At 49.0% G+C, this 12,788-nt stretch carries 12 protein-coding genes and 1 other annotated feature; all 12 genes read left to right on the top strand.

Going from position 1 to position 12,788, the window contains the following annotated elements; translation table 11 throughout:
• Positions 1 to 120 (top strand): 50S ribosomal protein L33 (rpmG, locus tag A6395_RS15745; protein ID WP_084813012.1); only part of this gene is annotated, 120 nt, incomplete at its 5' end.
• A 34-nt stretch (positions 121 to 154) separates the two neighbouring features.
• The gene (gene secE / locus A6395_RS08425) at positions 155 to 325 is read left to right on the top strand and encodes a preprotein translocase subunit SecE (protein WP_012727692.1); all 171 of its coding nucleotides are present in this window, start codon (positions 155 to 157) and stop codon (positions 323 to 325) included.
• A gap of 17 nt (positions 326 to 342) precedes the next feature.
• Positions 343 to 894: a transcription termination/antitermination protein NusG gene (gene nusG / locus A6395_RS08420; protein ID WP_071398664.1), complete on the top strand. Its 552-nt coding sequence runs from the start codon at positions 343 to 345 to the stop codon at positions 892 to 894.
• Between the two features lie 148 nt (positions 895 to 1,042).
• Positions 1,043 to 1,468, top strand: a complete 426-nt coding sequence (gene rplK / locus A6395_RS08415) for a 50S ribosomal protein L11 (protein ID WP_070329252.1) — start codon at positions 1,043 to 1,045, stop codon at positions 1,466 to 1,468.
• 98 nt (positions 1,469 to 1,566) lie between these two features.
• Complete coding sequence (gene rplA / locus A6395_RS08410) at positions 1,567 to 2,253, top strand: 50S ribosomal protein L1 (RefSeq protein ID WP_083274148.1); 687 nt, start codon at positions 1,567 to 1,569, stop codon at positions 2,251 to 2,253.
• A gap of 59 nt (positions 2,254 to 2,312) precedes the next feature.
• Positions 2,313 to 2,466: a sequence feature (ribosomal protein L10 leader region), on the top strand.
• 45 nt (positions 2,467 to 2,511) lie between these two features.
• A complete protein-coding gene (gene rplJ / locus A6395_RS08405; protein ID WP_070329251.1) occupies positions 2,512 to 3,018 on the top strand; it encodes a 50S ribosomal protein L10 in 507 nt (168 codons plus the stop codon).
• A 55-nt stretch (positions 3,019 to 3,073) separates the two neighbouring features.
• The gene (rplL, locus tag A6395_RS08400) at positions 3,074 to 3,439 is read left to right on the top strand and encodes a 50S ribosomal protein L7/L12 (RefSeq protein ID WP_070329250.1); all 366 of its coding nucleotides are present in this window, start codon (positions 3,074 to 3,076) and stop codon (positions 3,437 to 3,439) included.
• Between the two features lie 85 nt (positions 3,440 to 3,524).
• Positions 3,525 to 4,121: a class I SAM-dependent methyltransferase gene (locus tag A6395_RS08395; protein WP_071398663.1), complete on the top strand. Its 597-nt coding sequence runs from the start codon at positions 3,525 to 3,527 to the stop codon at positions 4,119 to 4,121.
• 193 nt (positions 4,122 to 4,314) lie between these two features.
• Positions 4,315 to 7,863, top strand: coding sequence for a DNA-directed RNA polymerase subunit beta (gene rpoB / locus A6395_RS08390; RefSeq protein ID WP_070329266.1), 3,549 nt, complete (start codon positions 4,315 to 4,317; stop codon positions 7,861 to 7,863).
• Positions 7,864 to 7,885: 22 nt separating this feature from the next.
• The gene (gene rpoC / locus A6395_RS08385; protein ID WP_071398662.1) at positions 7,886 to 11,485 is read left to right on the top strand and encodes a DNA-directed RNA polymerase subunit beta'; all 3,600 of its coding nucleotides are present in this window, start codon (positions 7,886 to 7,888) and stop codon (positions 11,483 to 11,485) included.
• Positions 11,486 to 11,773: 288 nt separating this feature from the next.
• Positions 11,774 to 12,196: a 30S ribosomal protein S12 gene (rpsL, locus tag A6395_RS08380; protein ID WP_012727683.1), complete on the top strand. Its 423-nt coding sequence runs from the start codon at positions 11,774 to 11,776 to the stop codon at positions 12,194 to 12,196.
• Positions 12,197 to 12,241: 45 nt separating this feature from the next.
• The gene (rpsG, locus tag A6395_RS08375; RefSeq protein WP_071398661.1) at positions 12,242 to 12,709 is read left to right on the top strand and encodes a 30S ribosomal protein S7; all 468 of its coding nucleotides are present in this window, start codon (positions 12,242 to 12,244) and stop codon (positions 12,707 to 12,709) included.
• The last annotated feature ends 79 nt before the right edge of the window (positions 12,710 to 12,788 follow it).

The raw sequence follows: 12,788 nt of genomic DNA, 5'->3' as shown, positions 1-12,788 counted from the left end.
GCGGATTGCGGGTCAAGAGTTTACTCGACGACCAAGAAAGATGATGTGCAGACGCGGCTCGAGCTGAACAAGTTCTGCCGTCGTTGCAATGCGCATACAACACATCGAGAATCAAAGTAACGTAGATTGGCATTCAACGTAGGAGGAAGCTACCATGAACTTTTTGCGCGATGTATGGAAAGAGTTAAAGAAGACGAGTTGGCCGACTCGTAAAGAGCTCACAAAATATACCATCACAGTCATCGCGACGGTCGTCGTGATCGGCCTGTTCGTGTTCGGCGTAGATACTGGTGTCAGTTATCTCGTCAACCTATTGATTAACTAAGGAAAGAGGTGAAAGCCGTGGAGAAACAATGGTTTGTTGTCCAGACGTACTCTGGCTTTGAGAACAACGTCAAAGAAAACCTAGAACGTCGAATCGGTTCGATGAACATGGAAGATAAAATTTTCCGCGTCCTCGTTCCGACCGAAACAACGCAAGAAGAAGTCACGTTGAAGAGTGGCGAAAAGAAAATTAAAGAGCGTGAAGTAAAAAACTTCCCTGGATATGTCTTCGTCGAGATGATTATGACAGACGATTCATGGTATGTTGTTCGTAACACGCCAAACGTAACGGGCTTCCTAGGATCAACCGGGGGCGGCGCGAAGCCGATCGCACTCCAGCCTGACGAAGTGACGAACGTCCTTTCGCAGATGGGTCTGATTGAGAAGAAAGACCGTTATAACTATGAGCTTGGCGATCTCGTTCGTGTCAAAGAAGGCGCGTTCGAGAACTTTGAAGGTACGATTGATGAGATCGAAACTGACAAAGAGAAGCTCAAAGTCGTCGTCGACATGTTCGGCCGCGAAACAAAAATTGAGCTTGATTTCGAACAAGTTCAGAAAATTAACTAAAACCCACTTGCCATTCTCGGAAACGGATGGTACAATCGGAAATGTTTGATGTTGTGCTATATTTCAGTACAAACTCGACCTAATAGATTGAGTGGGAGGGCGCACAACGTCCAAGAAACCACATTTTAGACTTAAGGAGGTGTGTCTCGTGGCGAAAAAAGTTACTAAACTCGTTAAACTTCAAATCCCTGCTGGTAAAGCTAACCCAGCACCACCAGTTGGTCCAGCACTTGGTCAAGCAGGTGTTAACATCATGGGATTCTGTAAAGAGTTCAACGCTCGTACACAAGACCAAGCCGGATTGATTATTCCTGTAGTCATTACGGTATACGAAGATCGTTCGTTTACATTCATTACGAAAACTCCACCAGCTGCAGTTCTTTTGAAAAAAGCTGCTGGTATCGAGAGCGGTTCAGGAGAACCGAACCGTAAGAAAGTAGCAACGGTTAAGCGTGATAAAGTTCGCGAAATCGCTGAACTTAAAATGCCTGACCTTAACGCAGCGTCTGTAGAAACAGCGATGCTTATGGTTGAAGGTACTGCGCGCAGTATGGGTATTGTAATCGAAGACTAATTTATTAGTCTCTGGGATTGTCGGTGCATATTTTGCTCACCTTCAATCCCTTCATTATGTGGGAGGAAATTCCGCTAACCACAAGGAGGAAAAGAATCATGGGTAAAAAACACCAAGAAGCAGCTAAGCTTGTTGATCGCACGAAGTCTTACGACCTCGCAGAAGCGGTTGAACTCGTTCAAAAAACTGCAACAGCTAAGTTCGATGAAACAATCGAAATTGCTGTCCGTCTCGGCGTAGATCCGAAGAAAGCGGACCAACAAATCCGCGGTGCCGTTGTACTTCCACACGGTACTGGTAAAACACAAAAAGTTCTCGTCTTTGCAAAAGGCGAAAAAGTTAAAGAAGCTGAAGCGGCTGGCGCTGACTTCGTCGGCGATGCTGAGTACATCACTAAAATCCAACAAGGATGGTTCGACTTCGATGTTATCGTTGCGACACCTGACATGATGGGTGAAGTTGGTAAACTCGGTCGCGTTCTCGGACCAAAAGGCCTCATGCCTAACCCGAAAACAGGCACAGTCACGTTCGACGTTGCGAAAGCAATCGCGGACATCAAAGCTGGTAAAGTTGAGTACCGCGTTGATAAAGCCGGTAACATCCACGTACCAGTTGGTAAGAAGTCATTTGAAGCAACAAAACTCTCTGAGAACATCGAGACTATCCTCGAGACACTTATGAAAGTTAAGCCTGCTACTGCAAAAGGAACTTACCTCAAAAACATCGCGCTTTCTTCGACAATGGGTCCTGGTATCCGTGTCGCGACTGCCGATTTCATCAAGTAATTCACTTGAAATAAACTGTTGACAACGTGTGATGCCGCTGTTAAAGTAAAACACGTTCAACCGAATATGTTGGATTACCGCAGACAGAAGGTGGACATCGGTCCGTAAACCCTTCCGAGGTGTCTTTGCTCGAACTTGAGCCTGTTGTCACAGGTTTACTTTCAAACAATTACGCCCTCGTATGTCTTCATACGAGGGATTTCTTTTTGGAGAGCAGCCTCTCGTCCGGTATAAGAATTGACTAGGAGGTGCACAAACATGGCAAGCGAAAAAATCGTAGCTCAGAAATCGGTACTCGTTGATGAAATCGCTGAGAAAATGCAAGCAAGCGTTGGAACAATCGTTGTTGACTACCGTGGACTTACAGTTGAAGAAGTGACTACACTCCGTAAAACACTTCGTGACGCTGGAATCGAGTTCAAAGTATACAAAAACGGTCTCCTTCGTCGCGCGGCGACTCAGTCTGGTTATGACGGTCTCGATGAAGTCTTCACAGGTCCTACTGCAATCGCGTTCTCGAAAGAAGACGTTATTGCTCCAGCGAAGATCTTGAACGACTTCTCAAAAGAGCACAAAGCGCTCGAACTTAAAGGCGGAATCATCGAAGGCAAAGTAACTTCACTCGAAGAAGTTAAAGCCCTTGCAGAACTTCCATCACGCGATGGTCTTCTCTCGATGCTTCTCAGCGTCCTTCAAGCTCCGATCCGCGGGCTCGCAATCGCAACAAACGCAATCGCAGAACAAAAAGAAGAGCAGTCTGCTTAATCTTTGTCGCGTAGCGTAAAAAAACTTTTTACAACATCAAAGGAGGAAAACCATAATGGCTTTCAACAAAGAGCAATTCATCGAAGACCTCAAATCAATGACGGTTCTCGAACTTAACGAACTCGTAAAAACAATCGAAGAAGAATTCGGCGTATCAGCAGCAGCTCCAGTAGCAGCAGCAGGTGCAGGCGCAGCAGTAGCTGAAGAGCAAACTGAATTCGACGTAATCCTCACAAGCGCAGGTTCTGGTAAGATCAACGTAATCAAAGCAGTACGTGAACTTACTGGCCTCGGTCTTAAAGAAGCAAAAGCACTCGTTGACGGAACTCCGGCTCCAGTCAAAGAAGGCGTTTCTAAAGAAGATGCAGACGCAGTTAAAGCTAAGCTTGAAGAAGCTGGCGCATCTGTCGAAGTTAAGTAATCTAACTTTTACTTCACAACGTATAGAAGCTCGCTATGGCGAGCTTCTTTTATTTCCTTGAAGAGTGGGTTAGGAGGTTCAATGCATGGGAGATCATTACTATACGAACGATCCGAGTTCGAAAAGTGCCCCTGAGACGTGGACGTATGAGTTGCGAGGGAAGATGTATCGCTTCACCTCGGACCGCGGCGTGTTCTCGAAAGGATCGGTCGATTTTGGGTCACGTCTCTTAATCGAGTCATTTGAAGTGCCGGAAGTTGAAGGTCGCATTTTAGATGTAGGCTGCGGCTACGGTCCGATGGGGATCTCGCTTGCCGACGCCTCTGGGCGTGAAGCGCTTCTCGTCGACGTGAACGAACGAGCGCTTGCCTTGTCAGAGCAAAACGCCGCCCAAAACGGGGTGACGATCGAAACACGGCTTAGCCACGCATATGATGGAGTCGGAGGCGAGCAATTTGCCGCTATCGTGACCAATCCGCCGATTCGGGCCGGGAAGCAAGTGGTTCACACGATTTTAAGAGATGCGTACGCGCATCTCTTCATGGGCGGGGCACTCTACGTCGTCATTCAAAAGAAACAAGGAGCGCCTTCTGCTAAGAAGCTGCTTGAAGATGTGTTCGGTCAGGTCGAGACGGTTGCCAAAGACAAAGGCTATTTTATTTTCCGGGCAATTCGCTCTTGACAAACGGTTGAGTCTTGTTGACTCGCTATAACGTATATGCTAACATTATAAAATGCCATTGGAATGGAATTCGCCTTGAATTGCCGCGTTTGCCGCTTTTTAGACGCGGAAAAAGGGCGACATTCAATGACAATGTTCGATTATTACGCCCGAAAAATTCGATAGAGAATTGGGGGTCTGAGAGGTGAATCAGTTGACTGGTCAACTTGTTCAGTACGGTCGTCACCGTCAGAGAAGAAGCTTTGCCCGTATCAGTGAGGTATTAGAGCTTCCGAATTTGATTGAAATTCAAACTGCTTCTTATGAGTGGTTCTTACGTGAAGGATTGAAAGAGATGTTTACCGACATTTCGCCAATCTCCGACTTCACTGGAAACCTCGTGCTTGAGTTCATCGATTACTCGCTTAGCGAGCCGAAATATTCGATTGATGACTCGAAGGAGCGCGACGTCACTTATTCTGCGCCATTGCGCGTGAAAGTACGTCTGCAAAACAAAGAGACAGGTGAGCTTAAAGAACAAGAAGTATTCATGGGTGATTTCCCGATTATGACAGAGTCGGGAACGTTTATTATTAACGGCGCAGAACGCGTCATCGTTTCCCAGCTTGTTCGTTCGCCGAGCGTCTATTACAATTCTAAACTCGATAAAAACGGTAAACGTGGTTTCGGTGCAACAGTCATCCCGAACCGTGGAGCATGGCTCGAACTTGAGACAGATGCTAAGGATATCGTTTATGTTCGTATCGACCGTACCCGTAAGATCCCGGTAACGGTGTTGTTGCGTGCTCTCGGATTTGGTACGGACCAAGAAATTATCGACCTTCTCGGGGATGATGAATATCTTCGGAACACCCTTGAAAAAGATAATACCGAGTCGACAGAGAAAGCGTTGATTGAGATTTACGAGCGTCTCCGCCCTGGTGAACCACCAACGGTTGAAAACGCGAAATCACTTCTCGTCTCACGTTTCTTCGACCCGAAACGCTACGACCTCGCAAACGTTGGTCGTTATAAGATGAACAAAAAACTTCATCTTAAAAACCGTCTCTTCGGTCAGAAATTGGCCGAGACGCTCGTTGACCCAGAGACAGGCGAAGTGATCGCCGAAGCTGGAACAATCCTCGACCGTCGCAACTTAGACCGCGTCCTTCCGCATTTGGAAAACGGTCTCGGTTACATGGACGCTGAGCCAACTGGCGGCGTTGCTGAAGGTGAGCCGTTTGGTCTCCAATCGATTAAAGTCATCTCACCAGATGACCCGGATGGAGAGCGTGTCTTGAACATTATCGGTAATGGCAACATCGACCGTAGCATCAAGCACGTCACACCAGCTGATATCATTGCATCGATCAACTACTTCTTCAACTTACTTCACGAAGTCGGAACAACAGATGACATCGACCACTTAGGAAACCGTCGTCTTCGTTCAGTCGGAGAACTTCTCCAAAACCAATTCCGTATCGGTCTTTCTCGTATGGAACGTGTCGTAAAAGAACGGATGTCGATTCAAGATCAAAATGCGATCACACCACAGGCGCTGATTAACATCCGCCCGGTAATCGCATCGCTGAAAGAGTTCTTCGGTAGCTCGCAGTTGTCACAGTTCATGGACCAAACAAACCCGCTCGCAGAGCTCACGCATAAGCGTCGTCTCTCTGCACTCGGACCGGGTGGTTTGACACGTGAGCGTGCCGGCTTCGAAGTTCGAGATGTTCACTATTCGCACTACGGTCGGATGTGTCCAATCGAAACACCTGAAGGACCGAACATCGGTCTCATCAACTCGCTTTCATCTTTTGCGAAAGTAAACGAGTACGGTTTCATTGAGACACCGTACCGCCGAGTCGACCCAGAAACAGGTCTCGTCACGAGCGAGATTCAATATATGACGGCGGATGAAGAAGATCTCTACGTCGTCGCCCAGGCAAACATGCCGCTCACTGAAGACAGTTACTTTGCAAACGAGCAAGTCCTTTGCCGCTTCCGCGGACAAAACTTGTCAGTTGAGCCAAGTCGAGTCGACTACATGGACGTTTCGCCGAAACAGGTTGTTTCTGCGGCAACAGCATGTATCCCGTTCCTTGAGAACGATGACTCGAACCGTGCCCTCATGGGAGCGAACATGCAACGTCAAGCTGTACCACTCCTTCAACCGGACTCGCCGATTATCGGTACTGGTATGGAGTACGTGTCAGCGAAAGACTCTGGGGCCGCGATTATCGCGAAATACCCAGGTGTCGTCGAGCGTGTCACAGCGCGTGAAATCTTGGTCCGCCGCACGTCTGACGTGAATGGAACAACGGTTTCAGGTGACCTTGACCGCTACAAACTTCAAAAGTACGTTCGTTCGAACCAAGGAACGTGCTATAACCAAAAGCCGATCATCGCTGCTGGTGACCAAGTCGAAAAAGGAGAAATCCTTGCTGACGGTCCATCGATGGATATGGGTGAGCTCGCGCTCGGTCGTAACGTCGTTGTCGCCTTCATGACTTGGGACGGTTACAACTATGAGGATGCGATCATCATGAGTGAGCGCCTCGTGAAAGATGACGTCTACACTTCGATTCACATCGAGGAGTATGAGTCAGAGTCACGAGACACGAAACTCGGACCTGAGGAAATCACACGTGATATTCCGAACGTCGGTGATGACGCGCTTCGCAACTTGGACGATCGTGGGATCATCCGCATTGGTGCGGAAGTGAAAGATGGCGATATCCTCGTCGGGAAAGTCACGCCTAAAGGTGTAACTGAACTGACGGCGGAAGAGCGTCTCTTGCATGCGATCTTCGGTGAGAAAGCCCGTGAAGTCCGTGATACGTCACTCCGTGTACCAAACGGCGGCGACGGCATCATCTTGGACGTTAAGGTGTTCGACCGTGAGAACGGCGACGAACTTTCACCAGGTGTGAACCAAATGGTTCGTGTCTACATCGTTCAAAAACGTAAGATTCACGAAGGGGATAAGATGGCGGGACGTCACGGTAACAAAGGTGTTATCTCGCGGATCCTCCCTGAAGAAGACATGCCATACATGCCAGACGGCACACCGATTGACATCATGCTTAACCCACTCGGTGTACCATCGCGGATGAACATCGGTCAGGTACTTGAACTCCACCTTGGAATGGCGGCTAAAAAGCTCGGCATCAAAGTGGCGACACCTGTATTCGATGGCGCACGTGAAGAAGACGTATGGGCAACGATTGAAGAAGCTGGAATGGACAAAGATGCCAAGACTCGTCTCTATGACGGTCGTACTGGTGAACCGTTCGATAACCGCGTCTCGGTCGGTGTCATGTATATGATCAAACTTGCGCACATGGTTGATGATAAACTTCACGCTCGTTCGACAGGACCATACTCGCTCGTTACGCAACAACCGCTCGGTGGTAAAGCACAGTTCGGTGGACAGCGCTTCGGTGAGATGGAAGTTTGGGCACTTGAAGCGTACGGCGCAGCCTACACGCTCCAAGAAATCCTTACAATCAAGTCGGATGACACGGTTGGTCGTGTGAAAGCATACGAAGCAATCGTGAAAGGCGAGAGCGTTCCGAAAGCGGGCGTTCCTGAATCGTTCCGCGTCTTGATCAAAGAGCTTCAAGCGCTCGGTATGGAAGTCAAGATGATGTCTGTGGACGACGAAGAAGTTGAAATGAAAGATGAAGATGACGACAACATCCCGAACGCAACATCGGCGTTAGAACAAGTCGTTCAACCGACTGTTACGGAAGAGGAATAAGGCGAAAAGGGAGGTCGGCCCCTTGGTAGATGTTAATCGATTTGAATATATGAAAATCGGCTTGGCTTCACCCGAAAAGATCCGTTCGTGGTCTTACGGGGAAGTCAAAAAGCCGGAAACAATCAACTATCGTACACTCAAACCAGAGAAGGACGGACTGTTCTGTGAACGAATCTTCGGTCCTACGAAAGACTGGGAATGTTACTGCGGGAAATACAAACGAATCCGTTATAAAGGAGTCATTTGTGACCGCTGTGGCGTTGAAGTGACGAAAGCGAAAGTGCGTCGCGAACGTATGGGCCACATCGAGCTCGCGGCTCCGGTTTCGCACATCTGGTACTTCAAAGGGATTCCAAGTCGAATGGGGCTTGTTCTCGATATGTCACCGCGTGCGCTCGAAGAAGTAATCTACTTCGCGTCGTACGTCGTGACAGAACCAGGTGACACTCCGCTCGAGAAGAAACAACTTCTCTCGGAAAAAGAATTCCGTCTCTACCGTGAGAAGTACGGTAGTGACTTTAAAGCAGACATGGGTGCGGAAGCGATCCGGACACTCCTTCAAGACGTACAACTCGAGAAGGAAGTCGGAGAACTCCGCGAAGAATTGAAGACAGTTCAAGGCCAACGTCGTACACGTGCGATCAAGCGTCTTGAGGTGCTCGATGCGTTCTTCACGTCGGGGAATGATCCAGATTGGATGATCCTCGAAGTACTTCCTGTCATTCCACCTGAGCTTCGCCCGATGGTGCAGCTCGATGGTGGGCGCTTTGCGACTTCTGACTTGAACGATCTATATCGTCGAGTCATCAACCGTAACAACCGTCTCAAACGTTTGCTCGATCTCGGCGCGCCGAACATCATCGTGCAAAACGAGAAGCGTATGCTTCAAGAAGCGGTTGACGCCCTCATCGACAACGGTCGTCGTGGTCGTCCGGTAACAGGTCCAGGTAACCGTCCACTTAAGTCGCTTTCACATATGTTGAAAGGGAAACAAGGTCGTTTCCGTCAAAACCTTCTTGGTAAACGGGTCGACTACTCAGGACGTTCGGTTATCGTCGTTGGACCAAACTTGAAGATGTTCCAATGTGGTCTCCCGAAAGAGATGGCCCTTGAACTCTTCAAACCGTTCGTGATGAAAGAACTTGTCGGTCGCGGGATCGCGTCGAACATCAAGAACGCCAAACGCAAAATTGAGAAGATGCAACCAGAAATCTGGGGCGTCCTCGAAGAAGTCATTCGTGAGCATCCGGTTCTCTTGAACCGTGCCCCTACACTTCACCGTCTAGGGATTCAAGCTTTCGAACCGATTCTCGTCGAGGGCCGTGCGATTCGTCTACACCCACTCGTATGTACGGCTTACAACGCCGACTTTGATGGTGACCAAATGGCGGTCCACGTACCACTTTCAGCCGAAGCGCAAGCAGAAGCTCGTCTCCTCATGCTCGCTGCACAGAACATCTTGAACCCGAAAGATGGTAAACCAGTTGTTACACCATCGCAGGATATGGTCCTCGGTAACTACTACATCTCGCTTGAACGCGACGATGCCATCGGACAAGGGAAAATTTTGTCGAACGTCAACGAAGCGCTCATCGCGTATCAAAATGGATACGTCCACTTGCATACACGTGTCGCCCTTCCAGCACGTACGCTCAACAACCCGACGTTCACAGCGGAGCAAAATGAGAAAATGTTAATCACGACAGTCGGTAAGATGATCTTTAACGAGATCTTGCCGAACACGTTCCCATACTTGAACGAACCGACGATGGAAAACTTGCAGGAAGCAACGCCTGATAAGTACTTCATCGAAAAAGGTGCCAACGTCGCGGAAGAAATTGCCGCACGTCCACTCATCGAACCGTTCAAAAAAGGATTCCTTGGTAAAGTCATCGCGGAAGTGTTCCAGAAGTTTGAAACGACTGAAACGAGCCGCATGCTTGACCGGATGAAAGATCTCGGCTTCAAACACTCGACTAAAGCGGGTGTGACGGTCGGAATCGCCGATATCATCGTTCTTCCGGACAAACAAGAAATCCTTGATGAAGCGCAAACTCAAGTTGACCAAATCATGAAGTCGTTCCGTCGTGGTCTCATCACTGAAGATGAGCGTTACGAGCGCGTTGTACGCTCTTGGAACGAAGCGAAGGACGAGATTCAATCGCGATTGATGAAATCCCTCAACCGCTTGAACCCGATCTTCATGATGTCTGACTCAGGTGCCCGTGGTAACGCGTCCAACTTCACGCAGCTCGCAGGGATGCGTGGTTTGATGGCCGCTCCATCTGGCCGCATCATCGAACTTCCAATCAAATCGTCGTTCCGTGAGGGACTGACGGTTCAAGAATACTTCATCTCGACGCACGGTGCGCGTAAAGGTCTTGCCGATACAGCCCTTAAAACGGCTGACTCAGGTTACTTGACGCGTCGTCTTGTAGACGTTGCCCAAGATGTCATCATCCGTGAAGAAGATTGTGGAACGGACCGCGGAATCCGCGTTGCCGCTCTCCGCGAAGGCACGGAAGAAATCGAAAACTTGTATGACCGACTCGTCGGCCGTACAGCGTTCGAGACAGTGGCACATCCGGAAACGGGTGAAGTCATGATTGAGAAGAACCAATTGATCACAGAAGATATCGCCCGCGACATCGTCGACGCTGGTATCGAACGAGTTGAAATCCGTACAGCCTTCACATGTAACACGTCACACGGCGTATGTAAGAAATGCTACGGCCGTAACTTGGCGACCGGCTCGAACGTTGAAGTTGGCGAAGCCGTCGGAATCATCGCCGCGCAATCAATCGGTGAGCCAGGAACGCAGCTTACAATGCGTACCTTCCACACAGGTGGGGTAGCCGGAGATGATATCACGCAAGGTCTTCCACGTATCCAAGAGGTATTCGAGGCTCGTAACCCGAAAGGGCAAGCGGTCATCTCGGAAATTCCTGGTACGGTCATCGACTTTACCGAGTCGCGTGACAAGCGGGAACTCACGGTCGAAGGACTCAGTGAGACTCGTACGTACACGATTCCATTCGGAGCGCGTTTACGCGTTCAGATCGGCGACACGGTAGATGCCGGGGAAGTCTTCACGGAAGGTTCGATCGATCCGAAAGAATTGCTCACCGTCCGTGGTGTGTCTGGTGTCCAAAACTATCTTCTTCAAGAAGTTCAAAAAGTATACCGGATGCAAGGGGTAGAAATCGGCGACAAACACGTCGAAGTCATGGTTCGCCAAATGCTTCGTCGCGTCAAAGTCATCGAGTCAGGTGACACGCCACTTCTCCCTGGTTCACTCGTCGACATCGGCGTCTTCAAAGAAGCGTGTAAAGACGTACTTCGCGAAGGTAAGAGCCCCGCAACGGCGAAACCGGTCCTTCTCGGAATCACGAAAGCGTCGCTTGAGACAGATTCGTTCCTCTCGGCCGCTTCGTTCCAAGAAACGACTCGCGTGTTGACAGACGCTGCCATCAAAGGTAAGCGCGACTATCTTCTCGGACTCAAAGAGAACGTCATCATCGGTAAACTCGTGCCAGCTGGTACAGGGATGCCGGTATACCGTGACGTTAAACTTAAAGAAGATGCGTCGAAAGCCGTCCTCGAAGACGCGAACGTCGAGTAAAAACGTCTTGACAGCACTCTTTGGCGGTGCTACTATGATTTAGTGCCGCCAATCGGTTGTTGTCGATGACAATGGTGTCCAGCAGTCGGCAAGCTACTTGGACGTTAACCGATCTTTCTACGGAAAGGTTTGGCTGCTATTATTGCCACTTTCAAGGTATAACTCACGTTTTTGCGAGGTCATGGAATGCCTACGCCTCGTAAAAGCGTTTCGTTATGACCTTAAATGAACCACCCGGGTCGGTGGGTCTAGAAAATAGCATAATTCAGGAAGGGAGGATCTTCAAAGATGCCTACTATCAACCAGTTAGTCCGTAAAGGACGTAAATCGAAAGTCGTTAAATCTGACTCTCCAGCACTTAACAAAGGTTACAACAGTTTCATCAAGTCACAAACAAACGTGAGCTCACCACAAAAACGTGGTGTTTGTACACGTGTTGGTACAATGACTCCGAAGAAACCGAACTCGGCTTTACGTAAGTATGCCCGTGTTCGTTTGACTAACCAAATCGAAGTGACTGCGTACATTCCAGGTATTGGCCACAACCTTCAAGAGCACAGCGTTGTTCTTATCCGCGGAGGACGTGTAAAAGACTTACCAGGAGTACGTTACCACATCGTTCGTGGTGCACTTGACACTGCAGGTGTGGACGGACGTATGCAAGGCCGTTCTAAATACGGTACGAAACGTCCGAAAGCTGCGAAGAAGTAATTCTCGCAAACTAAACTACTGAAATTTTGAAAGGAGGGTACTCGGATGCGTAAAAACCGTGCAGAACGTCGTGACGTTATCGCAGATCCGATCTACAACTCGAAATTGGTAACTCGCCTCATTAACCGTGTCATGTTAGACGGTAAAAAAGGTACAGCTCAAACTATCATTTACAACGCATTTGGCCTCATCGCTGAACGCTCAGGCAAAGAGCCTATGGAAGTGTTCGAAGAAGCAATGACAAACATCATGCCTGTACTTGAAGTTAAAGCTCGCCGTGTAGGTGGAGCAAACTACCAAGTTCCTGTTGAAGTTCGTCCAGAACGCCGTACGACACTTGGTCTTCGTTACCTCGTGAACTACGCTCGTCTCCGCAACGAGAAGACGATGGAGCAACGTATCGCGAATGAAATCATGGATGCAGCCAATAACACTGGTGCTTCAGTTAAGAAACGTGAAGACATGCATAAGATGGCAGAAGCGAACAAAGCGTTTGCTCACTATCGTTGGTAAGTTAAACGTAAAGACCACTCCACGTCACCAAGCGGTGGCTTAATGGAGTGGCTTTCGGGTATAATCATATCGTGTGCCA

The organism is Exiguobacterium sp. SH31, assembly GCF_001816105.1.
In the GTDB taxonomy this organism is placed as follows: Bacteria; Bacillota; Bacilli; order Exiguobacteriales; family Exiguobacteriaceae; genus Exiguobacterium; species Exiguobacterium aurantiacum_A.
This window is presented reverse-complemented; position numbering and strand designations above follow the sequence as displayed.